The sequence below is a fragment of the Devosia sp. A449 genome (assembly GCF_054489375.1).
Genome location: NZ_JBTMWU010000001.1, coordinates 527,088 through 550,843, shown reverse-complemented (window position 1 = coordinate 550,843; position 23,756 = coordinate 527,088). Strand labels below are relative to the sequence as shown.

The window sequence follows — 23,756 nt, the reverse complement described above, 5'->3', positions numbered from 1 at the left end:
CAGATGGCCCGGCGCGAAGAAACGAGCAGGATGTGTGCTCTGACACGGGTTGAAAAACCCGTGGCGGAGCTGATCCGTTTTGTGCTCGGCCCCGATGATGTGCTGGTGCCTGATACGGAAGCCAAGGCCGAAGGCCGCGGCGTCTGGATCAGTCTCAACCGCGATCTGGTGGCCGAGGCGGTCAAGAAGAAGGTGTTTGCGCGGAGCCTCAAGACCGAGGTGACGCTGCCGGACGATTTGCCCGGCCTGACCCAGCTCCGGCTCGAGCAGCGTTATCTCAATGCGCTCAGCATGGCACGCAAGGCGGGCCAGCTGACCTTTGGCGCCACTAAAGTGCGCAGCCTGATCGATAGTGGTTCGCTGATCGCCCTGATTACGGCGACCGACGCGGCCGACGATGGCCGCAGCAAGATGGTCGGACCACTCAAGGCGCTGCATTACGCAGCGGCCGAAGACGGAATCGAAGGCTTCGATGTGCCCCATTTCGAATTGCTCGCCTCAGAGCAAATGGGTTTGGCACTCGGGCTGGAAAATGTGATACATGCTGCCCTAACAAGAGGGGCAGCAGCCCAAGCGGCAGTAGCAAAGGCCCGGAGACTGGCCTTATACATTGCCAAACCGACGGAACAGGACACCGACCGCGCTGCGGTTGACGGTGACCTTTTGCCCGAGGCCACCGACGAAAGACGCGAGATACATGGCTGATAACGACGACAAGCGCACCGACGACACTGGCGCCAAGAAGACGCTGACACTGAAGGGCGGCCCAGGCCTGGGCAACCGTCCGGGCATGTCGCGTGGTCCTTCGCGCTCGACGGTCGTCGTCGAGAAGCGCACGCGCCTGGTTCCCAAGCCCAATGCACCGAGCGCGCCCCATCGCCCCGCCGGCCCCCCGCAGGGTCAGCGGCCAGGATCCGGTCGCCCGGCCGCCGCACCACGCCCACCGCTGGGCCTGTCGGCAGCTGAAGCCGAAGCCCGCCGTCAGGCGTTGGCCCTGGCTGGCGCCCGCGCCGCCGAGGATCAGCAGCGCTTTGTCGCTGAAGAAGCGCGCCGCATGGAAGACGACGCTCGCCGTCGCCAGGTCCGTGAGGAAGCCGCCCGGCTCGAGCAAGAACGCGTCGCTGCCGATGCACCTTCCGAGCCGCAGGCTCCGGTCGCAGAAGCTCCGGCCGCAACGCCGGCCGCCGAAGCGCCTGCTGCTGCTGCTGCAACGGCAGCTGCGGCTCCCGCCGCAACGCCGGATGCCGCCGAGGCAGATTCCGACTATACACCGGCATCGCAGCGCAATCCGGGCCCGTCCAGCGTGCGCGTCGTCGCCGGCCGTCCTGGCCAGCCGCCGCGCCCGGTCCGTCCGGCCGGTGAGCGTCCGAGCGGTGGCAACACCCGCCCGGAAAGCGAACGTGGCGCCAATGCCCTGATCCGTCCCGGTGCTGCCGGTGCCCGTCCAGGCGGCGCCCCCGGCGCCCGTCCCTCGGGCACGGCTGGCCGTCCGGCCGGCGATCGTCGCCCGGGTGCTGGCATGGCGCCGATCGGCAACGTGCCGCCGGCACCGCCGAGCGAGGCCGATGGCCGCAAGATCCGTACGGGTGCACCGGCGACACGGCCGACCACCGAAGCTGAACTCGAGAACGCCCGCCGCGCTTCGCGCGCTGCGCCGGAACGGCCGACGCGCCGCGCTGGCCAGGATACCAATGCGCGTGGCCGCCTGACCGTGACCAATGCCGGCGCCGAGAGTGATCGTGATAAGGGTCCGTCCCTGGCCGCGATGCGTCGCCGCCGCGACAAGAAGATGGGCCGCAACCAGCAGGAAGCGCCCAAGCTCAGCCGCGAAGTCATCATTCCGGAAGCCATCACGGTTGCCGAACTGGCCAACCGCATGGCCGAGCGCTCGGTGACCGTCATCAAGATGCTGATGGCGCAGGGCACCATGGCCACGATCAACGATGTGCTCGATGCCGATACGGCCGAGCTGATCGCCACCGAACTGGGCCACACCGTCAAGCGCGTGTCGGAAGCCGACGTTGAAGAGGGGCTGTATGACATCCCCGCCGACGACAAGGCCGAGGATCTGACCGATCGTGCGCCGGTCGTGACCATCATGGGTCACGTCGACCACGGCAAGACCAGCCTGCTTGACGCGATCCGCAACGCCAATGTGGTGTCGGGCGAAGCCGGTGGCATCACCCAGCATATCGGCGCCTATCAGGTTGAGCGTAACGGCGCCAAGATCACCTTCCTCGACACCCCGGGCCACGAGGCGTTCACCGCCATGCGTGCTCGCGGTGCCCAGGCCACCGATATCGCTATCCTGGTGGTGGCGTCGGACGACAGCGTGATGCCGCAGACCATCGAATCGATCAAGCATGCCAAGGCAGCTGGCGTTCCGATCATCGTGGCCATCACCAAGATGGACAAGCCTTCGGCCAATGCGCAGAAGGTTCGCACCGAGCTGCTGCAGCATGAAGTGTTCGTGGAAACCATGGGCGGCGACGTGCTCGACGTGGAAGTCTCCGCCAAGACCGGCGAAGGCCTCGACAAGCTGCTCGAAACCATCCTGCTGCAGGCCGAAGTGCTCGAGCTCAAGGTGGCCCGCGATGGGCGCGCCGAGGGCCTGGTCATCGAAGCCAAGCTCGATCGTGGTCGCGGTGCGGTTGCGACGGTCCTGGTGCAGCGCGGTACACTCGCCATCGGTGACATTCTAGTCGCCGGCACCGAGTTTGCCCGCGTCCGCGCCCTGATCAACGACAAGGGTGAGCAGGTCAAGGAAGCTGGTCCCTCCATTCCGGTGGAAGTGCTGGGCTTTACCGGCGTGCCGAGTGCGGGCGACCGCTTCTCGGTCGTCGAGACCGAAGCCCGTGCTCGCGAAGTCACCGAATATCGTCAGCGCGCCATCCGTGAAAAGACGGCCGGCGGCGGCGCTACCAGCCTCGAGCAGATGATGAATCAGCTCAAGGTGGCCGGCATTGCCAAGTTCCCGCTGATCATCAAGGGCGACGTGCAGGGTTCGGTGGAAGCCATCGTCTCCTCGCTCAACAAGCTGTCCACCGACGAAGTGTCGGCGCAGATCCTGATGAGCGCCGTGGGCGGCATCACCGAAAGCGACGTGACCCTGGCATCGGCCTCGAACGCCATCGTCATCGGCTTCAACGTCCGTGCCAACAAGCAGGCGACCGAACTGGCCACCCGCGACGGCATCGAAATCCGCTACTACAACATCATCTACGACCTGGTGGATGACGTGAAGAACGCGATGAGCGGGCTGCTGAAGCCTGAGCGCCGTGAAACCTTTATCGGTAATGCGGAAATCCTCGAGGTGTTCAACATCACCAAGGTCGGCAAGGTCGCCGGCTGCCGGATCACCGAAGGCATGGTCGAGCGTGGCTCGGGCGTCCGTCTTATCCGCGACAACGTCGTTATCCACGAAGGCAAGCTCAAGACGCTCAAGCGCTTCAAGGACGAAGTCAAGGAAGTCCAGATCGGCCAGGAATGCGGTATGGCCTTCGAGAATTACGAAGACATGCGCGCCGGCGACGTCATCGAATGCTTCCGCGTCGAGACCGTGCAGCGCACGCTGTAATCCGGTCCAGACCGTTAGAAATGCCAAAGGGCGCGGTGCAAACCGCGCCCTTTTTGTTGGCTGGGTCACCCCAAACAAAAAAGGCCCGCTCAGTGAGCGGGCCTTTCAATTTCAATCCCGGGTCCTTGTCGCGGCAGCAGGTAACTTTGTCTCGGTGACTACGGATTCCGAAACAAGGCGTCCCACTGCCGCGGCAGTGACCCGGGAGGGAGTTAGTTGATCACGACGACGCGGGCGCCGGTGGGCACGCGGGCATAGAGATCGAGAATGTCCTGATTCATCAAACGGATACAGCCGGAGGAGACGCTGGTGCCGATGGTGTAGGGCTCGGTGGTGCCGTGCAGGCGGAACAGGGTGTCGGCGCCATTCTTGTAGAGATAGAGGGCGCGCGGGCCGAGCGGGTTGGTGATGCCGCCCTCCATGCCGCCGGCATAGGGGCCGTAGCGCTCGGGTTCGCGGGCGATCATCGAGCGGGTCGGGGTCCAGCGCGGCCACTCGGCCTTGCGGCCAATGGTGGCCGTGCCGCGGAACACCAGCGATTCATCCTTGCCGACGCCGATGCCGTAGCGCAGCGCGCGGCCGCCTTCGAGCACCAGATAGAGGAAGTGCTGCGGCGTATCGATGACGATGGTGCCGGGGCGCTCGCTGGTCGGGTAGGGGACTTCCTGGCGCCACCACTGAGGATCGACGCGGCGCAAATCCATGGCAGCAATGGGGAATTTTTCTCCCAGCACCGCGCCATACATGCGCTGGTAATACGGGTCGATCTGGGGCTCCTGCACGACCGGCGTGCGGGTCGAGGAACAGGCGGCCAAGGCTACTGCGGGCAAACCGATCATGAATAGGCGACGAGAAAGCACGGTAATTTCCTGGGTCACGGGTGACGCAAAACTGTGTAGGGCCAATGACCTAAGCCGTGACCAGAAGCTTCGCTAGTGCAGGAAAGCCTCACTGCCCAAACGGGCGATTAAGGAAGCGGTTCCTCGCAAAAAAGTGATGGCTTCTGACCTGTTGCCGCAAGGCCACACCATAAAAAGAGGCCCGGATCGCTCCGGGCCTCGTCTTCCAGCATGCTGGCGATTTTCTTGTGGTTTGCTGCCTATTCGGCGGCTTCTTCGTTCTTGATTTCCTTGCCGGTCGCCTGATCGACGATCTTCATGGAAAGACGGACCTTGCCGCGCTCGTCAAAGCCGAGCAGCTTGACCCAGACCTTGTCGCCTTCCTTGACCACATCGGTGGTCTTGGCAACGCGGGCTTCGGCCAGCTGGCTGATATGAACCAGACCGTCCTTGGCGCCGAAGAAGTTCACGAAGGCGCCGAAATCGGCGGTCTTGACCACGGTGCCCTGATAGATGGCGCCGACTTCAGCTTCATCGGTGATCGACTTGATCCACTTGATGGCCGCTTCGATCTGCGAACCGTCCGAGGAGGCGATCTTGATGGTGCCGTCGTCTTCGATGTTGATCTTGGCGCCGGTCTTTTCGACGATCTCGCGGATCACCTTGCCGCCGGTGCCGATCACTTCACGGATCTTCTCGGTCGGGATCTTCATGGTCTCGATGCGCGGAGCGAATTCGCCCACTTCCGAACGGGACGCGGTGATGGCCTTGGCCATTTCGCCCAGGATGTGGATACGGCCGCCCTTGGCCTGCTCGAGAGCGATCTTCATGATCGCCTCGGTGATGCCGGCGATCTTGATGTCCATCTGCAGCGAGGTGACGCCGACTTCGGTGCCAGCCACCTTGAAGTCCATGTCGCCGAGGTGATCTTCGTCACCCAGGATGTCGGACAGCACGGCGAACTTCTCGCCTTCGAGGATCAGGCCCATGGCGATACCCGCCACCGGACGCGCCAGCGGCACGCCGGCATCCATCAGTGCGAGCGAGGTGCCGCAGACGGTTGCCATCGAGGACGAGCCGTTGGATTCGGTGATCTCGGACACGATACGGATCGTGTAGGGGAATTCTTCGACCGACGGACGGATCGGGTTGATGGCGCGCCAAGCGAGCTTGCCGTGACCGATTTCGCGACGGCCGGGCGAACCCATGCGGCCAGCTTCACCCACCGAGTATGGAGGGAAGTTGTAGTGCAGCAGGAAGTTCTGCTTGTAGGTGCCTTCGAGCGAGTCGATATACTGCTCGTCTTCGCCGGTGCCGAGCGTGGCAACGACCAGCGCCTGGGTTTCGCCACGGGTGAAGATGGCCGAACCATGGGTGCGCGGCAGAATGCCGACTTCCGACACGATCGGACGCACGGTCGACAGGTCGCGACCGTCGATGCGCAGGCCGGTGTCGAGCACGTTCCAGCGCACGATCTTGGCCTGGAGGGTGTGGATCACTTCGCTGAGGGCTTCGCCGGAGACTTCACCCGACTCGACCTTGGCAGCAAAAGCTTCCTTGACCTTCTTCTTGGCAGCGTCGACCGCAGCGTAGCGATCTTCTTTCTTGGTGATCTTGTAGGCGGCGCGCAGATCGGCTTCGGCAACCGCCAGCACGTCCTTTTCCAGATCCGAATAGTCCGGAGCGTGGAAGTCGCGGGGTTCCTTGGCGGCCAGCTCGGCCAGCTTGATGATGGCAGCGATCACCTTGCGGCTCTCGGCATGACCGAACATCACGGCGCCCAGCATGATTTCTTCGCTGAGTTCCTTGGCTTCGGACTCAACCATCAGCACGGCGTCTTCGGTGCCGGCCATGACGAGGTCGAGCTTCGACTCGGAACGACGGTCAACCGGCAGGTTCAGCACATATTCGCCATCGACATAACCGACGCGAGCCGCGCCGATCGGGCCCATGAAGGGAATGCCCGAAATGGTCAGCGCGGCAGAGGCAGCGACCAGCGCCAGCACGTCCGGGTTGTTTTCCATGTCGTGCTGCAGAACGGTAACGACCACCTGGGTCTCGTTCTTGTAGCCATCGGGAAACAGCGGGCGGATCGGACGGTCGATCAGGCGCGAGGTCAGCGTCTCGTTTTCGGTCGGACGGCCTTCACGCTTGAAGTAGCCGCCCGGGATCTTGCCGGCGGCGAAGTATTTTTCCTGGTAGTTGACGGTCAGCGGGAAGAAATCCTGCCCCGGCTTGGCCGACTTGGCGCTCACGACAGTGGCGAGCAGCACGGTCTCGCCCAGGGTGGCGAGCACTGCGCCATCGGCCTGGCGGGCCATCTTGCCGGTCTCGAGCGTCAGGGGCTGACCGCCCCAGTTGAGCTCGACCTTATGGTGATCAAAATTGATCGTCATGTTTTTCGTCTTTCCATTCTGCCGGTTGAGCGGAAACGTGGGGGCGTAGCAATCCCACGAACTCAGCCGGTGTGCCCGCACCTGCTACTGCACCCCATGTGCAGCCCAGGCTCAAAATCAGGCACTGTTCACGTCTGGCGGTGACGAAACATGAGCAAGACAACAAGCAGCTCCCAGAGAATTCCCTGGTGGTCGCGCGGTCGAACCGGAAAAGTCTGCAACTTTTCCTGACCACGCTCCGTCTGGGAAACCTCACGAACCAAAACCAAAATGTTGATTTTGTGCGCGTGAGGCGGGGGAGCGGCCAATAATCCTGCCATGCTCCGGCATGCGCCGGTCTACGCTATATCGCCGGTCCGCCGGGGCGGCGCGACGACGGCAGATGCGGGGAAAAACCCCGCATCCGCAATTGCCCTCGGACGCGTTAGCGACGCAGGCCGAGACGCTCGATGAGCGACTTGTAACGGGCGTCGTCAACCTTCTTGACGTAGTCAAGCAGGCTGCGGCGGGTCGAAACCAGCTTCAGCAGACCGCGGCGGGAATGGTTATCCTTGCCATGGCCCTTGAAGTGCTCGGTGAGGTTGGCAATGCGCTCGGACAGGATTGCCACCTGGACTTCCGGAGAACCGGTATCGTTCGGCTTGATGGCATATTCCTGGATCAGAGCATATTTGCGCTCAGCAGTGATCGACATCGGATAGATCCTTTACATAAGAGGATTGGGTCGCCCCGGCCGGGATGTCGTCCAGGAGGGGCCATGAAAGCCTCGGGCAAGTGGGCCAAAGACTGGCGTCCCTATATTGCAAAGCGGGCGGGAAAGCCAGAATTTATTGGCATGTGGGGGCGGGGCGGGGCGTTGCGGATGTCAGTTCGCCGCCTCGGAGGCCTGTTGCTTCATTTCGGTCGCTAAACGCGGTGTCATCCCGGCCTTGAGCCGGGACCCATCTCGAGATGGAACCACCGGCAGGATCTCAGGATGGGCCCCGGCTCAAGGCCGGGGTGACATCGGGGTTGGGGCTAGAAAATTCCTCAATTCCGCTCAGTATTTGGCGCTGGAATCGCTGGCCGGGAAGCTTTCGTCGACGGCGTCGTCCTGCTTGTCCCAGGCGCTGGGCTTGTCGGCCTGGGCGTCCTTGCCGGCATTGCGCACTTGCACAGGGGAATCCTTGGGGCCGGGTTTCTTGCCGTTTTTCATCGCGGCGGCGTCGTCAGTCTTGTTCGGTTTGGTCATTTTGCAAACTCCCATGGGTTGGGAGAGAAACCCGCCACGCGCCTGCATGGTTGCAGACCCTTGGAGTCTGCGCCCATCCTCTGATAAAGAGCCGGCATGACCGAGACCCGCGCCAATACCAAGAAGCTGTTCATCAAGACCTATGGGTGCCAGATGAACGTTTATGACAGCGACCGCATGAGCGATGCGCTGGCGCCCCATGGCTATGAAACCACGCTGGATATGGCCACTGCCGATCTGGTGCTGCTCAACACCTGCCATATCCGCGAAAAGGCCTCGGAGAAGGTATTTTCCGAGCTGGGGCGGCTCAAGGAATTGCAGAGCGAGCGCCGCGCCGTGGGCGGCGACATGCTGATTGGCGTCGCCGGTTGCGTGGCGCAGGCCGAGGGCGAGGAAATCGCTCGCCGCGCCCCGGTGGTCGACATGGTGTTCGGCCCGCAATCCTATCACCGGCTGCCCGATATGCTGGCGCGGGCCGTGGCGCAGCAGCATTTGCATCCGAGCCTGAAAGTGCCGGTGATCGACACCGACTTCCCCGAGGAAGACAAATTCGAGCATCTGCCGGCGGCGCGCAAGGAAGTGACGATCAAGCGCGGGCTGACGGCGTTTCTGACGGTGCAGGAAGGCTGCGACAAATTTTGTTCGTTCTGCGTGGTGCCTTACACGCGCGGGGCGGAAGTCTCGCGGCCGGTGAGCCAGATCATTGCCGAGGCGCGCGGGCTGGTTGACGCCGGCGTCAAGGAAATCACCCTGCTGGGACAGAACGTCAACGCCTATCATGGGCTTGATGGCGCCGGGCGCGTGGTTGGGCTGGGCGAGCTGGCGTTTCTGCTGGCGGAAATCTCCGGGCTGGAGCGGCTGCGCTACACCACCAGCCATCCGCGCGATATGGATGACGCACTGATCGCGGCGCATCGCGATCTCGATATTCTGATGCCCTATCTGCATCTGCCGGTGCAGTCGGGCAGCGACCGGATTTTGAAGGCGATGAACCGGCGCCACACCGCCGCCGAATATCTGGCGGTGATCGAGCGGATCAAGACGGCGCGGCCGGATATGGCGCTGTCGGGCGACTTCATCGTCGGCTTCCCCGGCGAAACCGATCAGGATTTTGAGGACACGCTGCGGCTGATCGCCGAGGTTGGCTATGCCTCGGCCTATTCGTTCAAATATTCCACCCGTCCGGGCACGCCGGGGGCCAATCTGGGCGACCAGATTGACGAGGCGGTGAAAAGCGAGCGGCTATATCGGCTGCAGCATCTGGTCGATATGCAGACTACGGCGTTTCATGCGTCCTGCGTGGGCCAGACGCTGCCGGTCTTGATCGAACGGCCGGGGCGCATGGCAGGGCAGGTGGGCGGACGCTCGCCTTATCTGCAGGCGGTGCATCTGGACGGCAGCCCAGATTTGATCGGGGCGATCCATCAGGTGGAAATTATCGGCACCAGCACCAATTCGCTGCTGGGGCGGCTGAAGGTGGCGGCGGCGGCTTAGGGCTTGCTTTGCGGCTAACCTGGCCGCAAGCTCTCGAGGTTCCGGGTTCCTGGCCAAGCAGGATGGCGATGCCGCCAAATGACGAGATCTCGCCCAAGCCGGTCTGGCTATCGATCTGGCATGGCCTGAAATGCCGCTGCCCGCGCTGCGGCAAGGGCTGGCTGTTCCACCATTATATCGAGCAGGTTGAGCACTGCGCGAATTGTGGCGAACCGCTTGCCCGCTACCGGGTGGGGCTGTTTCTGCCGCTGATCGTCATCACGGTGATGGTGCATATCATCGGCTTCACGATGCTGGAAATGGAACTGCATGGGCGTGGCAGCCCCTTGATCTACCTCTATGTGCTGGTGCCGCTCGCGGTCATTGTCCCACTCGCCATCCTGCCTTCGAGCAAGGGCGCGATCATCGGGCTGCTCTGGGCCAAGGGCTGGAGCGACGAGCAGGACCGCTGACGCCGGGCGCCGTGTGCCCGCCTCGGGCATAGCCCTCATGGCCTCCAGAGCCTAAATCGCTCCACCGGAGCGATTTTGCCCTTTGGGCCGCTCTGAAGCGTCACAATATTGCTACAGACAGCGGACCCAAATCGTCCTAGCCTCGTTAGCATATCGTGGCGCAGGCCCGCGCCACCCTCTTCCGGGAGCCACACCAGTTTGAGCAGGCACTTGTCACCGACCGCAGACAACGCACTCGCAACCCAACTCGAACTCGCTTTTGAAGACAATCGTCTCGCTGCCCAGCTGTATGGCGATTTTGACCAAAACCTGGCGCTGATCGAACAGCGGCTCAAGGTCACGGCCACGCCGCGCGGCAATCACGTTCTGCTGAAAGGCGCCGCCTCGTCGGTCGATCAGGCCCGAAGGGTGCTGGAATCGCTGTATGGCTCGCTCGAAGAAGGCCGCAGCGCCAATATTTCCGACGTCGACGGCGTCATCCGCATGATCGAGACCGAGGATAGCCAGCTGACGCTGCCAACGCTGGAGCGTAAGGGCAAGGTGCGCATGGCCCAGATCGCCACGCGCAAATCCACCATCGTCGCCCGCACCCCGGCCCAGGACGCCTATATGCGCGCCATGGAACGCAGCGAGCTGGTATTCGGCGTCGGTCCGGCCGGTACCGGCAAGACCTATCTGGCGGTGGCGCATGCCGCGTCGCTGCTGGAACGCGGCGATATCAACCGCATCATTCTCTCCCGTCCGGCGGTGGAAGCCGGCGAGCGTCTCGGGTTCCTCCCCGGCGACATGAAGGAGAAGGTGGACCCCTATCTGCGGCCGCTTTACGACGCGCTCTACGACATGATGAAGCCGGAAAATGTCGAGCGCTGTCTGACTTCGGGGATCATCGAAGTGGCGCCGCTGGCCTTTATGCGCGGCCGGACCCTGGCCAATGCCGTGGTCATTCTCGACGAGGCGCAGAACACCACCTCGATGCAGATGAAGATGTTCCTCACGCGCCTGGGCGAGAATTCCAAGATGATCGTCACCGGCGATCCGACCCAGGTCGATCTGCCGCGCGGCGAGCGCTCGGGGCTGATCGAAGCGGTGCATCTGCTTGATGGCGTCGAGGGCGTGCATATTTCGCGCTTCAACGATAAGGACGTGGTCCGTCACGCGCTTGTCGGCCGCATCGTGCGGGCCTATGAAGCCGATACCGCAAAACGACTGGCCGAAAAGGCCGGCGAAGGAAATATCCGCTGACTTCTCTACCGCTTGAAATCGCTATCATCCGCAATGACGACGCCTGGCCGGAGGATCTCGATCCCCTGGCCGAGCGCGCCGTGCTGGAAGCCCTCAAACAGGCCAAGGCCAAGGTCAAAGGGGCGGCGGAGCTGTCGATCCTGCTGACCAATGACGCGGAACAGCGCGAGCTGAACCAGCAATGGCGCGGCATCGACAGTTCCACCAATGTGCTGAGCTTCCCCCAGATCGAGCCGTTCGAGCCGGTGGTGGGCATATTGGGCGACATCACGCTGGCGCGCGAGACGCTGCTGGCTGAAGCCGATGAGCAGGGCGTCAGCTTCGAGGCGCATTTTACCCATCTCGTGGTGCATGGATTTTTGCACATTTTGGGTTATGATCACCTGACCGATGACGAGGCGACCGAGATGGAAAGCCTCGAAACCCGTATTTTGGCCGTTTTGGGGGTCGATGACCCCTATTCTGACTAGGCCTGCGACCCTATATTCGTCGGTGCAGTATTTCCGTTTGAGGATAGAAAGCCGCTTAGGTGCGGCGCCATGCAATGAACGACAGCGACAGTTTGGGCCCCTCGGCGCCCGCCAATCCCGAGCCTCCTTCTAGCCCCGCCTCCGTGCCTGCACGGGGGCCTTCGATCTGGAACCGCCTGCGCGCCATGCTCGCTCGCGGCACGGTTTCCCTGCGCGACGATTTACAAGTTGCGCTCGATGAACAGGGGAGCGCCGAATCTGCGGATTTTTCCGAGAGCGAGCGCACCATCCTGCAAAACGTGCTCAAGCTGTCCGATGTGTCGGTCGGCGACGTCATGGTGGAGCGCAGCGACATCCAGGCCGTCGATACTGACGTCAATCTGGGCACGCTGATCGCCAAATTCCGCCAGGTCGGTCATTCCCGCCTGCCGGTCTATGACGACAATCTCGACAACATCGTCGGCTTCATCCACGTCAAGGACGCGCTGGGCAAGATCACCGATCCGGTGACCGACCCGACCAAGGATGTGCCGGTCAAGCTGATCTCCCCGGTGTTGCGGCAGAAGCTGAGCAAGCTCGACATCACCCGCCAGGCGATGTTCGTGCCCACCTTCATGCCGGTGGGCGATCTGCTGCAGTCGATGCGCGCCTCTCGCGTGCATATGGCGATCGTGGTCGACGAATATGGCGGCACCGACGGTCTGGTGACCATCGAGGACCTGCTCGAAGCCGTGGTCGGCGAGATCGAGGACGAGCATGACGAGCTGGCCGCGGCGCTGATCCGCAAGGTCGGCGTCGACACCTATATCGCCGATGCCCGCGCCGAATTGAGCGATGTGCGCAGCCTGATCGGACCGGATTTCGACCCCGGCGAATATGCCGAGGAAGTGGACACGATTGGCGGGCTGGTGTTCGACCTGGCCGGGCACGTGCCCAAGCGCGGCGAACGGGTGACGCGGCTGGCCGGCTTTGAATTCGAAGTGCTGGCTGCCGACAGCCGCCGCATCAAGCGGCTGCGCATCCGCCGCCAGCGCGACGGCGGCGAGGTGCTGGCCATTACCGACCAGCGCAGCGACGCCCAGAAGGCGGCCGCTGAATAAGCTTACAGCTTTGGGGGAAGCATGACGGTTCATCGGTTTAACGCCAGTGTCTGGCACAATGTGCTGGGCACGGTGCCGGCTGCCTTGACCATCGCCGATGGCGACAGCGTCATCACCCAGACGCTGGATGCAGCGGGCTTTGACAAGGACGGGGTGCAGCGCGCCTCGGGCCCCAACCCGATGAATGGGCCGATTTTTGTCACCGGCGCCGAACCGGGCGATAGTTTGCGGGTGGAAATCCTGCGGATGACGCCGATCCGTGACCGGGGTTGGACCCGGGCGGCGCTGGCGGCCAATGTGCTCGACCCCGAACGCGCCCGCGACCTCTCGCCGCGCGACCGGACGGAATGGATCATCGAGAATGGCACGGTGCGGCTGGAGCAGCCGGTCGCCGGACTGGAGCATCTGGTGCTGCCGCTGGAACCGATGCTGGGCTGTTTCGGCGTGGCGCCGCATAGCGGTCAGGCGTTTTCGACCGCCACCAGCGCCGAAAACGGCGGCAATATGGATTATCGCGGCTTTGGGCCGGGGACGACTGTGTGGTTGCCGGTGGCGGTGCCGGGGGCGCTGTTCTTCCTCGGCGATGGCCACGCCATCCAGGGCGACGGCGAAATCGTCGGCACCGGGGTGGAAACGGCATTCGAGGTCGAAGTGCGGCTGAGCGTGATCAAGCAGCAGGCATTGAGCTGGCCGCGCGGCGAGACCGCAGACGCGATCTTTACCGTGGGCAATGCCCGCCCGCTCGAACAGGCCTTGCAGCATGCCACCAGCGCGATGCTGGACTGGCTGATGGGTGAGTTTGGGCTGAGCCAGATCGCGGCCAGCCATTTGCTGGGGCAGGTGGTGCGCTACGAAGTCGGCAATGTGTTCGACCCGGCCTATACCATGGTGTGCAAGATCGAAAAGCGCTGGTTGCCGCGCGGGGGGTGACGTTCCGACCACCTTGCGGCGGCGGCGAGATCTCGGGATGGGTCCCGGCTCGAGGCCGGGATGACATCGGGTATGTTGAAACAAAAAGGCCCAGGGATTACTCCCTGGGCCTTTTGGCTTGCTGCTTGACTGAAATCAGACCTGCTGGACGGCTTCGACGCCGGGGACGAAGTGGCGGAGCAGGTTTTCGATGCCGCTTTTGAGCGTGGCAGTGGAAGACGGGCAGCCCGAGCAGGCGCCCTGCATATGCAGGAAGACGGTGCCTTCCTTGAAACCCTTGAAGATGATGTCGCCGCCATCCATGGCCACGGCCGGGCGCACGCGGGTGGCCAGCAGCTCCTTGATCACTTCAACGGTTTCGCTGTCTTCGGCTTCGAAGAATTCCTCGACTTCGTCGTGATTGGCCACCTCAGCGGCGCCCTCGACGATCACCGGCTTGCCGGAGAGGAAATGGTCCATGATGACGCCGAGAATGGCCGGCTTGATATGGGCCCAATTGGTGTCGTCCTTGGTCACCGAGATGAAATCGGAACCAAGAAACACCCCGGTCACCCCGGAGATGGAAAACAGGCCCTGCGCCAGCGGCGAATTGACCGAGGCCTCGACGCTGCGGAAATCGCGCGGCTCACCAACCAGCACATCGCGCCCCGGCAGGAACTTGAGGGTCGCGGGGTTGGGCGTGGCTTCGGTCTGAATGAACATCTGGCGCCTCTGAAGTTTACGATTAGAACGCTTCTAAAATAGACTTTTGGCGGCGAAGTGCAAGGGCGTTTCCGCATAGCGACCACGTGCCGCCTTCACGGCTCGCCCGGGCAGGGATAGCCAAAGCGCATGATCCAGATCTTTCGCAGCGTCGGCCTTATCGAAGGCATCACCACTCTGGCCCTGTTTGGGGTGGCCATGCCACTCAAATATGGCTTCGACTATCCGCATCTGGTGCCGCCAGTGGGCATGATCCACGGCGTCGCGTTCGTGGTCTACCTGATCGCCATGGTGATCTGCCTATGGGGTCGAGGCTTTAGCGCCGGGGAATGGGCACGGACCACGGTCGCGTCGTTGTTTCCGTTCGGGACGTTTTTGAATGACGGGATGTTGAAGCGCAAGCAGCTGGCGGCAAGCGCTGCTTAGGTCCACCGCGCCGTCACCCTCGGGCTTGACCCGAGGGGGTTGCACTCACGCGGCGCTCAGCAAGTGAAGAGCCCTCGGGTCAAGCCCGAGGGTGACGCGCGGTGGTGGTTGGAGCCTTGCCATTCGAGCGCAGCTCTCATGGCCTGCTTCCCTAAAATCGCGCCACTGGCGCGATTTTGCCTGCGGCCGGTCAGCAGATGGCGATGATCTCGTCGTCGGTCATGCGGCCGGGGACGACGGTGAGGGGGATGGGCAGAGCGTTGGAGCGGCTGGCGAAATGGGCGACCAGCGGGCCGGGGCCTTCGCCGGAGGTGGACGCCGCCAACACCAGAATGGCGATGTCGCGGTCCTGATCAATCACGCGCTCGATTTCTTCGGCGGCTTCCCCCTCGCGGATCACCGATTCGCTGCGCACTTCGCCAATGTCGCGGATGCGAGCGAGACGGGCATCGAGATTGCGCTCGGCCTCCTCGACCGCCTCGGCGCGCAGCACGGCTTCGACGCCCAGGCCGATGAATTCGGGCTTCTGCACCACGCTCATCAGCACCACGGTGCCGCCGGTGCGCTTGACCCGATAGGCGGCAAAGGTCAGCGCCCGCTCGCATTCGGGCGTTTCGTCGATGACGACGAGGAATTTACGCTTGTATTCAGTCTGGGAAACCATGGCGCCCCTGCATTTTTTGTCGCTGGAAACGCTTCAGCGAATGAAGCCGACAATATTGCGGACATCGACCATTGTCTTCTCCGCAATTGCACTGGCGCGCTCGGCGCCGTCCCGCAGGATGGCGTCAATGGTCGCCGGGTCCTCGATCAGCCGCCGCATTTCGTCGGCCATCGGCGCCAGCTGGGCCACCGCCAGATCGGCCAGAGCCGGCTTGAAAGTGCCCCAGCCCTTGCCGCCATATTGGGCAATGACTTCGCTCTTGGTCAGATCGGCCAGAGCGGCATAGATGCCCACCAGATTGTCCGCCTCGGCGCGACCGGCCAGGCCCTCAACGGTCTCGGGCAGGGGCTCGGGATCGGTGGTGGCGCGCTTGATCTTCTTGGCGATGGCGTCGGCGTCGTCGAGCAGGGAAATGCGCGACTGGTCGGACGGGTCCGACTTGCTCATCTTCTTGGTGCCATCGCGCAGGCTCATGATGCGGGTGGCCGGGCCGGCGATCAGCGGCTCGGTGATGGGGAAAAACTCTTCGTCCAAGCCTTCGGCGGTAATGGACTTGGCATAGTCATTGTTGAACTTGGCAGCGATATCGCGCGTCAGTTCGAGATGCTGCTTCTGGTCGTCGCCCACCGGCACATGGGTGGCCTTGTAGAGCAGGATATCGGCGGCCATCAGCGAGGGATAGGCCAGCAGCCCCAGCGACACATTCTCGGAATTCTTGCCGGCCTTGTCCTTGAACTGGGTCATCCGGTTCATCCAGCCGATGCGGGCAATGCAATTGAACACCCAGGCCAGTTCAGCATGCTGGCTGACCTGGGACTGGTTGAAGATGATCGAATTTTTGGGATCGACCCCGGCGGCGATGAAGGCGGCAGCCACTTCGCGGGTGGCGCGGCGCAGATCATCGGGCTCCTGCCAGACGGTGATCGCGTGCATATCCACCACGCAATAGATGCATTCATAGCTCTGCTGCAGCGGCACGAAACGGCGGATGGCGCCGAGGTAGTTGCCCAGATGCAGATCGCCCGAAGGCTGGATGCCGGAGAAAACGCGGGGAGTGAAGGTCATGGGATCAGCCGTTCGATAATGCGGTTGTTGGGCCCGTTCTATATGGGCGGAGGCATAATGGGAACCGGGGGTGGGATTAGCGCCGCCGCAGGCGGCGGAGCAGCAGCCCGAGCGGCTGGACGCCGGAGACGTGAATCAGGGTGAAATAGAGCGCCATGCCGAACAGCACCAGCGTCCCCAACACGCCGATCTGCTCCCAGATCGGGGCCGCCGTCGTCATATGCGCCGCGCCGCGCGCCGCCAGCAGAAACAGCGCACCGCCCATGATGGTGCTGATGGCGATGATCAGGCCGTGCTTGCGCCAATCAGCCAGGCCAAGGGCAAAATGGCCGCGCCGCGCCAGAAACACCGCCAGCAGAATGGCGTTAAGCCAGGCGGCGACCGAGGTGGCGATGGCGATGCCGACATGCAGATAGGTCGGGAACAGCAGCAGCGACAGCACGATATTGGCGACCACCGAAATGCCGGCGAAAATGGTCGGGGTCACGGTGTCCGCGCGGGCGAAATAGCCCGGTTGCAGCACCCGAATCAGCACATAGGCGGGCAGGCCGGTGGCAAAGGCGATCAGCGCCTGGGCGGTCTGTAGCGTGGCTAGCGCATCGAAGGCGCCGCGTTCGAACAGCACCCGCACGATGGGTTCGGCCATGGCGATCAGTGCGGTGGCGGCGGGCATCGACAGCAGCATGGCGATGAGCAGCGACTGATCCTGGGTGGCGCGGGCCTCGGCGTCGCGGCCGCCGGTCAGATGGCGCGACAATTCGGGCAGCAGCACGGTGCCGATGGCGATGCCGATAATGCCGAGCGGCAATTGATAGAGCCGATCGGCATAGTTGAGGATGGAAATGGCGTTATCGGCGCCCGAGGCGATGATGGTGCCGACGAAAATATTGATCTGGGTGATGCCGCCAGCCAGGATCGCCGGAATCGCCAGCACCCAGAAGCGCCGCACTTCGGGATCGAGCCGGGGCAGGCGGAAGGCGGGCAGGAAATCGGCGCGTTTGATCGCCGCCCAGACCAGCCAGAGCTGGGCGAGGCCGCCGACCATGGTGGCGCAACTGACCCAGATGGCGGCGCCGACCTGGTCCTGCGCCCAGAAGGTGACCAGCGGAATCATCGCGGCGATATTGACCAGATTGAGCAGCACCGGGGCAAAAGCGGCGGCAAAGAACCGGCCGAGGGAATTGAGGATCGCCCCATAGGCGGCCATCAGCGACATGCAGGCCAGATAGGGGAACATGATCCGCGTCAGCAGCACGGTGAGGTCGAATTTTTCCGCGTCATCGGTAAAGCCGGGGACGAAGGCCACCATCAGCTGCGGCATGAAGATTTCGGCCAGGATGGTCACCACCACCAGCATGGCGACGAGCCAGCTCATGATGCGCGCCGCCAGATCGAGCGCCGCATCGGGGCCGTCCTGCTCCAGCGCACCGGAAAACATCGGCACGAAGGCGGTGTTGAAGGCGCCCTCGGCAAATAGCCGGCGGAACAGATTGGGAAAGCGGAAGGCGGCGAAAAAGGCGTCAGCAGCGGGGCCGGTGCCGAGCACGGCGGCCATCAGCGCATCGCGGGCAAAGCCGGCGACGCGGGAGACCAAAGTGAGGCCGCCGACGGAGAGGAAATTGCGGTAAAGGCTCATGGGTGGGGGCTACCCATTATTCAACGGCTTGGGGTGGAACACCGCCATCAGCGCGTCGTGAATCTTGCGCTGGCGCGGCTTGCTCATGATTTTCTGGCCGGTGAGGTCGGTGACGTAGAAAACGTCGACGGCCTTTTCGCCATAGGTGCCGATATGGGCCGAGCCGATGGTCAAATTGAGGTCGGCGATCTGATGGGTCAGCGAGTGCAGCAGGCCCATGCGGTCGAGCCCGGACACCTCGATGACGGTGAATTTTTCCGACAGCACATTGGAGACGGTGACCTGCGAGGGCACGGCGAAGGGTTTGAGGCGCTTGTTGTGGCGGCTTTCCTTGCCCAGATCGATGAGGATCTGCCGCTTGCCCTGCAGCAATTGGCGGACGGTATCGATGATGCGGGTGGCGCGGACCTTTTCATCCTCGTCGGAGGTAAAGGAACGGCGCAGGCGAAAGGTGTCGATGGCGTGGCCGTCGCGGGTGGAGAAAATCTGCGCCCCGATAATGGAGGCATCCTGCATGGTGCAGGCGCCGGCAATCAGCGACAGCAGGCGCGGATGGTCGGGCGTGTAGAAATTGACCTCGGTAATGCCCTCGAAGGCCTTGACGCGGATGGAACCGGCAAAGCTCTCGCCAGCCAGATCGGCCTGGCGGATCATGCGGGCATGTTCGACCTGCAATTCGGGCTCGGCGCGCAGCCAGTAATGGTCGTAATGGCGGGCGACATAGGTGGCCACGTCGTCGGCGGGCCAGGCCTGCAGCGCCTCGGCCAGCTCGCGGCGGGCAGTCTCGATGCGGTCGGACTGGGTGACCTGGCTGTGGCCGCCGGAGAGCAGCGGTTCGGTGGCGTAATAGAGGGCGCGCAGCAGGCTGCCCTTCCAGCCGGTCCAAACGCCGGGACCCACCGCGCGGATATCGCAGGCGGTGAGGATCATCAGCAGCGCCAGGCGCTGCGGCGACTGCACCAGCTCGGCAAAAGCCTTGGCGGTTTCGGGGTCCTGAATATCGCGGGCCTGGGCGATGGCGCTCATCAGCAGATGATGCTCGATCAGCCAGGAGACGGTATCGGTTTCGGCCGGTGACAGGCCGAAGCGCGGGCAGAGCCGGCGGGCGATGCGGGCGCCGGCGATGGAATGGTCCTCGGGGCGGCCCTTGGCGATATCGTGCAGGAACAGCGCCACATAGAGCAGGCGGGTATCGTTGAGCTGGGGCAGCAGTTCATGGGTCAGCGGCAGCTCGTCGCGCATGCCGCCATTGGCGATATTGGCCATGACGCCGACGGCGCGGATCAGATGCTCGTCCACCGTATAGTGGTGGTACATGTTGAACTGCATCAGCGCGACGATCTTGCCGAATTCTGGGACGAAACGGCCGAGCACGCCGCTTTCGTTCATCTGGCGCAGGATGCGTTCCACCGATTGCGGATCGGTGAGGATGGTCAGGAAATGCTCATTGGCCTTGCGGTCACTGCGCAATTTGTTGTCGATCAGGCGCAGCGAGCGGGTGATGACCTTGATGGCATCGGGGTGGAACAGCAATTGTTCGCGCCCGGCGACCAGGAAAATGCGGATCAGATTGACCGGATCGCGCTCGAACACGTCGGGGGCGGCGATATTGAGCCTGCCGGTATCGAGCACGAAATCGCTCTCGCCCTTGATTTTAGACCGGCCGGGGCGGAACGGCGCCAGCACGCGGCCGACCAGATCCATATCCTTGGCGTGGTTGAATTCGAGGCTGGCGCAGATGATGCGGGTCAGGTCGCCGACATCCTTGGCGACGAGGAAATAGCGCTTCATGAAGCGCTCGACGCCCAGCATGCCGACACGCTGGGCATAGCCCATGCGGCGGGCCAGTTCGGGCTGCACGTCAAAGGTCAGTTTTTCCTCGGCGCGGCCGGTGATGAAATGGAGGTGGCAGCGTACCGCCCAGAGGAAATCTTCGGCGCGGGAGAACAGGCGATTTTCGGCGGCGCTGAGCACGCCCTTGCCGACCAGCTCCTGGCTGGTTTTGACCTGGTAGAAATATTTGCCGATCCAGAACAGCGTGTTGAGGTCGCGCAGCCCGCCCTTGCCGTCCTTGATATTGGGCTCGACCACATAGCGGGTATTGCCCATCACGCGGTGGCGCTCGTCGCGCTCGGCCATTTTGGCGGCGATGAATTCGGGGCCGGTATGGGGCACGATTTCGGATTCGAAGCGCTGCACCATCTGGTCGAACAGGGTTTTGTCGCCGGTGAGGAAGCGCGCCTCGAGCGTGGCGGTGCGCACCGTCATATCGGCGCGGGCCATGCGCAGGCATTCATCGACCGAGCGGACGGCATGGCCGACCTTCTGGCCCAGATCCCACAGCATGTAGAGGATATATTCGGTGACCTGCTCGCCCCAGGGCGTCTGCTTGTAGGGCAGGATGAACAGCAGATCGATATCGGAGCCCGGCGCCAGCGTGCCGCGGCCATAGCCGCCGACGGCGGAGAGGGCGATGGCCTCGGCGCCGCTGGGATTGTCCACCGGATAGACCCGGCTGGTGGCGAACAGATGCACGGCGGCGATGATTTCGTCCTGCTGGGCACTCAGATTTTGCGCGCAGCGCGTGCCCTTGCCGCTGGCGAGCAGTTCGACCTCGGCCAGATGGCGTGCATCGGTCAGCGCCTTGCGGATATGGGCCAGCACAATGGCGCGAGCGGCGCTCGACTTGGGCGATTCATTGCCAATAGCCGCATCAAGCTCGCCGAGCAGCACTGCGGCGGGTTTGAAAGCGAAGAGGGATTTTCGCGGCTTTGCCTCAGCTTCGGCGAGCGTCATCGCGGATTTTCTTCAACTCGTACAGCGCTTCAATCGCTTGTTTGGGGGTCATCTCGTCAGGTCGGACGGCGTCGAGCGCTAAGTGTACAGGGTCCGGTCCCACCGGCAAGGCCGCAGGCTGATGGGCGAAAAGTGGCAGATCGTCTAGCACGCTGGCTTTCTGGCTGGAAGAGGCCGTGCCAGTCGAGCGCTGTTCCAGGACGGTCAGCACCTGCCGGGCGCGGACCAGCACCGGCTCGGGCAGGCCGGCTAGACGGGCCACCTGAATACCATAGGAGCGATCGGCGGCGCCGGGGCCGACTTCGTGCAGAAACACCACCTCCCCCTCCCATTCGCGCACCTTCATGGTGACATTGGCGACGCGGGTCAGGGTTTTGGCGAGACTGGTCAGCTCATGAAAGTGGGTGGCAAACAAGGCCCGGCAACCGGTGGTCTCATGCAAGGCTTCCACCGCCGCCCAGGCGATGGAGAGGCCATCGAAGGTGGCGGTGCCGCGACCGATTTCGTCGAGCACCACCAAAGAGCGCCGCGTGGCGCGGTTAAGGATAGCGGCAGTTTCGACCATTTCCACCATGAAGGTGGAGCGGCCATGGGCAATGTCGTCGCTGGCGCCGACGCGGGAAAACACCCGATCGATGACGCCGATACGAGCCAGGCTCGCCGGCACGAAGCTGCCCATCTGCGCCAGAATGGCAATCAGCGCGTTCTGGCGCAGGAAGGTCGATTTACCGCCCATATTGGGACCGGTGACCAGCCAGAGACTGCCACCGCCAATGGCGTCATCGCCCGACAGATCGGCATCATTGGCGACAAAGCTCTTGCCCTCGGCCATGATCATGTCTTCCACCACCGGGTGGCGGCCACCTTCAATGCGGAAGGCCAGCGAAGTGTCGATCTCGGGGCGGGTATAGGAGCGGGTGGCGGCGAGATGGGCCAGGGCGGTGGTGACGTCGAGCTCGGCCAGCGCATCGGCGAGGTCTCGCAGCGTCTCGGTGCGGCTCAGCACGTCGGCGCGCAGGCTGGCAAAGACGCGCAGCTCGATTTCGAGCGCCGCCTCATGCGCCCGGGCGATGCGGCCTTCCAGCTCGGCCAGTTCGGTGGTGGTGAACCGCATGGCATTGGCCAGCGTCTGGCGGTGGATGAAGCTCTGGCGGTGCGGCTCTTCGAGCAGCTTGGCGCCATGCGCCGCCGGCACTTCGACGAAATAGCCGAGCACGCCATTGTGCCGGATTTTCAGCGAACGGACATCGGTCTCGTCCATCAGACGCGATTGCAAGGCGGCGACCACGGCGCGGGTCTGGCTGGCCAGCGCGCGCTCCTCGTCCAGCTGATCGTTATAGCTTTGGCGGACGAAGCCGCCATCGCGGCTGAACAACGGCAAATCATCATCCAGCGCCAGCGCCAACTCGGAGGCCAGCGGCAGCGGCGCAGCGGCCAGAATGCGGGCCAGTCGGTCGAGCACCGCCGGAATATCCTCGATGCGGGCAAAATGCCCCGAGAGCGCCGAGGCCGCGCTGACCGCCTTGCCGATCGCAGCCAGATCGCGCGGGCCACCGCGATCGAGCGCCAGCCGGGTCAGGGCGCGCGCCAGATCGGGCACCGCCTTGAGATCGGCGCGCAGCCGGCCGGTGAGCAGCGTGTCATTGGCGAGCAGGCCCACCGCATCGAGCCGCTCATTGATGGCCGGGGCATCGGCCAGCGGCGCAGCCAGTCGCGCCGACAGCAGGCGCGAGCCGGGTGCAGTGACCGTCAGATCGATGGCCTGCCGCAGCGAACCGCGCTGCTGGCCACGCTGGGTCTGGTGCAGTTCGAGGCTGGAGCGGGTGGCCTGATCGATGGCCATGTGGCGGGTCGCGGTATCGGCGACCGGCGCGCGCAGGGCGACGCCGACGCCCTTCTGGCTTTCGCGCACATAGGCGACGATGGCGCCCAAAGCGGACCGGGCCGCGCGAGACAGGGCGCTGGCGTCAAAGCCCTCGCCCGGAAAGGCGGCGCGCAGGTTTTCCGTCGCCGTCTCGCTATCAAAGCTCTCGGCCGGGGCGGGGTGGGTGATATCCACCCAATTGGGGGCAAACAAATGCCGCTCGACCAGCAGGGCGCGGGTCGCATCGGTCAGCAGCAATTCGGCCGGGTCGATGCGGGCCAGCTCGTCCTGCAACTGTTCGGCCGAGAGGTCAGTGGTAAAAGTCTCGCCGGTCGACACATCGGCCCAGGCGAGGGCGAAATCGGTTTCGCCGTGCCGCACCATGGCGAGGGCCGCCAGAAAATTGGAGGAGCGGGCGTCGAGGTGATCATCCTCGGTCAGGGTGCCGGCGGTGATCAGGCGCACCACGTCGCGCTTGACCACGGATTTGGCGCCGCGTTTTTTAGCTTCCTTGGGGTCTTCCACCTGCTCGCAAATGGCGACGCGGTGGCCGAGCTTGATCAGCTTGTTGAGATAATCATTGGCGGCGTGGATGGGCACGCCACACATGCCGATATCTTCGCCCAGATGCTTGCCACGCTTGGTTAGCACGATGCCCAAGGCAGCGCTGGCGATCTCGGCGTCCTCGAAGAACAGCTCGTAGAAATCGCCCATGCGATAAAACAGCAGATAGCCCGGATTAACCGCCTTGATCTCGAAATACTGCGCCATCATCGGCGTCAGTACCGGGGTCTGCGCGGGTTCGATTGGCGGCTGGTCCATCGGCAATAAGGTCTCGGAAAGGAAGCCGCGACCTTATGGGGTTCGTCCGC

At 63.5% G+C, this 23,756-nt stretch carries 19 protein-coding genes; 9 read left to right on the top strand and 10 right to left on the bottom strand.

Going from position 1 to position 23,756, the window contains the following annotated elements:
• Positions 1-3: 3 nt before the first annotated feature.
• The gene (locus ACX3OW_RS02705; RefSeq protein WP_459094199.1) at positions 4-705 is read left to right on the top strand and encodes an RNA-binding protein; all 702 of its coding nucleotides are present in this window, start codon (positions 4-6) and stop codon (positions 703-705) included.
• Complete coding sequence (infB, locus tag ACX3OW_RS02700; RefSeq protein ID WP_459094198.1) at positions 698-3,577, top strand: translation initiation factor IF-2; 2,880 nt, start codon at positions 698-700, stop codon at positions 3,575-3,577. The genes ACX3OW_RS02705 and infB overlap by 8 nt, the downstream gene beginning before the upstream one ends.
• Positions 3,578-3,789: 212 nt before the next feature.
• Here the strand turns inward: infB and ACX3OW_RS02695 are convergent, their stop codons facing one another.
• The 4 genes from ACX3OW_RS02695 to ACX3OW_RS02680 all read right to left on the bottom strand — a co-directional run bounded on the left by ACX3OW_RS02695 (position 3,790) and on the right by ACX3OW_RS02680 (position 8,043).
• Entirely contained in the window at positions 3,790-4,416 is a 627-nt protein-coding gene (locus ACX3OW_RS02695; RefSeq protein ID WP_459094788.1) for a L,D-transpeptidase, read from the bottom strand.
• A gap of 260 nt (positions 4,417-4,676) precedes the next feature.
• On the bottom strand, positions 4,677-6,812 hold the full coding sequence (pnp, locus tag ACX3OW_RS02690) for a polyribonucleotide nucleotidyltransferase (protein WP_459094197.1): 2,136 nt from the start codon (positions 6,810-6,812) through the stop codon (positions 4,677-4,679).
• A 424-nt stretch (positions 6,813-7,236) separates the two neighbouring features.
• Positions 7,237-7,506 carry a 30S ribosomal protein S15 gene (gene rpsO, locus ACX3OW_RS02685; RefSeq protein ID WP_459094196.1) on the bottom strand — a complete coding sequence of 90 codons (270 nt, stop codon included), beginning with the start codon at positions 7,504-7,506 and terminating at the stop codon, positions 7,237-7,239.
• A 345-nt stretch (positions 7,507-7,851) separates the two neighbouring features.
• A complete protein-coding gene (locus ACX3OW_RS02680) occupies positions 7,852-8,043 on the bottom strand; it encodes a hypothetical protein (RefSeq protein WP_459094195.1) in 192 nt (63 codons plus the stop codon).
• Between the two features lie 96 nt (positions 8,044-8,139).
• Here ACX3OW_RS02680 and miaB point away from each other — a divergent pair, with 96 nt between their 5' ends.
• The 6 genes from miaB to ACX3OW_RS02650 all read left to right on the top strand — a co-directional run bounded on the left by miaB (position 8,140) and on the right by ACX3OW_RS02650 (position 13,731).
• The gene (miaB, locus tag ACX3OW_RS02675) at positions 8,140-9,537 is read left to right on the top strand and encodes a tRNA (N6-isopentenyl adenosine(37)-C2)-methylthiotransferase MiaB (protein WP_459094194.1); all 1,398 of its coding nucleotides are present in this window, start codon (positions 8,140-8,142) and stop codon (positions 9,535-9,537) included.
• Between the two features lie 68 nt (positions 9,538-9,605).
• Positions 9,606-9,989, top strand: coding sequence for a DUF983 domain-containing protein (locus ACX3OW_RS02670; RefSeq protein WP_459094193.1), 384 nt, complete (start codon positions 9,606-9,608; stop codon positions 9,987-9,989).
• Positions 9,990-10,139: 150 nt separating this feature from the next.
• Complete coding sequence (locus ACX3OW_RS02665) at positions 10,140-11,231, top strand: PhoH family protein (RefSeq protein ID WP_459094787.1); 1,092 nt, start codon at positions 10,140-10,142, stop codon at positions 11,229-11,231.
• Entirely contained in the window at positions 11,228-11,701 is a 474-nt protein-coding gene (gene ybeY / locus ACX3OW_RS02660; protein ID WP_459094786.1) for an rRNA maturation RNase YbeY, read from the top strand. Before ACX3OW_RS02665 ends, ybeY begins: the two co-directional genes overlap by 4 nt.
• A 185-nt stretch (positions 11,702-11,886) precedes the next feature.
• Positions 11,887-12,801 (top strand): hemolysin family protein, encoded by a 915-nt coding sequence (locus ACX3OW_RS02655; RefSeq protein ID WP_459094192.1) that lies wholly within the window; start codon positions 11,887-11,889, stop codon positions 12,799-12,801.
• Positions 12,802-12,822: 21 nt separating this feature from the next.
• A complete protein-coding gene (locus tag ACX3OW_RS02650; protein WP_459094191.1) occupies positions 12,823-13,731 on the top strand; it encodes an acetamidase/formamidase family protein in 909 nt (302 codons plus the stop codon).
• 135 nt (positions 13,732-13,866) lie between these two features.
• Here ACX3OW_RS02650 and ACX3OW_RS02645 read toward each other — a convergent pair whose 3' ends face one another.
• Positions 13,867-14,433 (bottom strand): NifU family protein, encoded by a 567-nt coding sequence (locus ACX3OW_RS02645; protein WP_459094190.1) that lies wholly within the window; start codon positions 14,431-14,433, stop codon positions 13,867-13,869.
• A gap of 129 nt (positions 14,434-14,562) precedes the next feature.
• Here ACX3OW_RS02645 and ACX3OW_RS02640 point away from each other — a divergent pair, with 129 nt between their 5' ends.
• Positions 14,563-14,859, top strand: coding sequence for a DUF3817 domain-containing protein (locus tag ACX3OW_RS02640; RefSeq protein WP_459094189.1), 297 nt, complete (start codon positions 14,563-14,565; stop codon positions 14,857-14,859).
• 190 nt (positions 14,860-15,049) lie between these two features.
• On the opposite strand, the gene ACX3OW_RS02635 is transcribed toward ACX3OW_RS02640, so the two are convergent.
• The 5 genes from ACX3OW_RS02635 to mutS all read right to left on the bottom strand — a co-directional run bounded on the left by ACX3OW_RS02635 (position 15,050) and on the right by mutS (position 23,706).
• Positions 15,050-15,523: a universal stress protein gene (locus ACX3OW_RS02635; RefSeq protein WP_459094188.1), complete on the bottom strand. Its 474-nt coding sequence runs from the start codon at positions 15,521-15,523 to the stop codon at positions 15,050-15,052.
• A 33-nt stretch (positions 15,524-15,556) separates the two neighbouring features.
• Positions 15,557-16,588 carry a tryptophan--tRNA ligase gene (trpS, locus tag ACX3OW_RS02630; RefSeq protein ID WP_459094187.1) on the bottom strand — a complete coding sequence of 344 codons (1,032 nt, stop codon included), beginning with the start codon at positions 16,586-16,588 and terminating at the stop codon, positions 15,557-15,559.
• A gap of 76 nt (positions 16,589-16,664) precedes the next feature.
• Positions 16,665-18,224 carry a murein biosynthesis integral membrane protein MurJ gene (murJ, locus tag ACX3OW_RS02625; protein WP_459094186.1) on the bottom strand — a complete coding sequence of 520 codons (1,560 nt, stop codon included), beginning with the start codon at positions 18,222-18,224 and terminating at the stop codon, positions 16,665-16,667.
• Positions 18,225-18,233: 9 nt separating this feature from the next.
• Positions 18,234-21,020 (bottom strand): [protein-PII] uridylyltransferase, encoded by a 2,787-nt coding sequence (locus tag ACX3OW_RS02620; protein WP_459094185.1) that lies wholly within the window; start codon positions 21,018-21,020, stop codon positions 18,234-18,236.
• Entirely contained in the window at positions 21,001-23,706 is a 2,706-nt protein-coding gene (mutS, locus tag ACX3OW_RS02615; protein ID WP_459094184.1) for a DNA mismatch repair protein MutS, read from the bottom strand. The genes ACX3OW_RS02620 and mutS overlap by 20 nt, the downstream gene beginning before the upstream one ends.
• Between the last annotated feature and the right edge of the window lie 50 nt (positions 23,707-23,756).

What these genes read in the sequence shown, in the direction of transcription:
- ACX3OW_RS02705 (WP_459094199.1), top strand. Translation starts at nt 4, where the DNA reads ATGGCCCGGCGCGAAGAAACGAGCAGGATGTGTGCTCTGACACGGGTT.
- infB (WP_459094198.1), top strand. Translation starts at nt 698, where the DNA reads ATGGCTGATAACGACGACAAGCGCACCGACGACACTGGCGCCAAGAAG.
- ACX3OW_RS02695 (WP_459094788.1), bottom strand. Translation starts at nt 4,416, where the DNA reads ATGATCGGTTTGCCCGCAGTAGCCTTGGCCGCCTGTTCCTCGACCCGC.
- pnp (WP_459094197.1), bottom strand. Translation starts at nt 6,812, where the DNA reads ATGACGATCAATTTTGATCACCATAAGGTCGAGCTCAACTGGGGCGGT.
- rpsO (WP_459094196.1), bottom strand. Translation starts at nt 7,506, where the DNA reads ATGTCGATCACTGCTGAGCGCAAATATGCTCTGATCCAGGAATATGCC.
- ACX3OW_RS02680 (WP_459094195.1), bottom strand. Translation starts at nt 8,043, where the DNA reads ATGACCAAACCGAACAAGACTGACGACGCCGCCGCGATGAAAAACGGC.
- miaB (WP_459094194.1), top strand. Translation starts at nt 8,140, where the DNA reads ATGACCGAGACCCGCGCCAATACCAAGAAGCTGTTCATCAAGACCTAT.
- ACX3OW_RS02670 (WP_459094193.1), top strand. Translation starts at nt 9,606, where the DNA reads ATGCCGCCAAATGACGAGATCTCGCCCAAGCCGGTCTGGCTATCGATC.
- ACX3OW_RS02655 (WP_459094192.1), top strand. Translation starts at nt 11,887, where the DNA reads ATGCTCGCTCGCGGCACGGTTTCCCTGCGCGACGATTTACAAGTTGCG.
- ACX3OW_RS02650 (WP_459094191.1), top strand. Translation starts at nt 12,823, where the DNA reads ATGACGGTTCATCGGTTTAACGCCAGTGTCTGGCACAATGTGCTGGGC.
- ACX3OW_RS02645 (WP_459094190.1), bottom strand. Translation starts at nt 14,433, where the DNA reads ATGTTCATTCAGACCGAAGCCACGCCCAACCCCGCGACCCTCAAGTTC.
- ACX3OW_RS02640 (WP_459094189.1), top strand. Translation starts at nt 14,563, where the DNA reads ATGATCCAGATCTTTCGCAGCGTCGGCCTTATCGAAGGCATCACCACT.
- ACX3OW_RS02635 (WP_459094188.1), bottom strand. Translation starts at nt 15,523, where the DNA reads ATGGTTTCCCAGACTGAATACAAGCGTAAATTCCTCGTCGTCATCGAC.
- trpS (WP_459094187.1), bottom strand. Translation starts at nt 16,588, where the DNA reads ATGACCTTCACTCCCCGCGTTTTCTCCGGCATCCAGCCTTCGGGCGAT.
- murJ (WP_459094186.1), bottom strand. Translation starts at nt 18,224, where the DNA reads ATGAGCCTTTACCGCAATTTCCTCTCCGTCGGCGGCCTCACTTTGGTC.
- ACX3OW_RS02620 (WP_459094185.1), bottom strand. Translation starts at nt 21,020, where the DNA reads ATGACGCTCGCCGAAGCTGAGGCAAAGCCGCGAAAATCCCTCTTCGCT.
- mutS (WP_459094184.1), bottom strand. Translation starts at nt 23,706, where the DNA reads ATGGACCAGCCGCCAATCGAACCCGCGCAGACCCCGGTACTGACGCCG.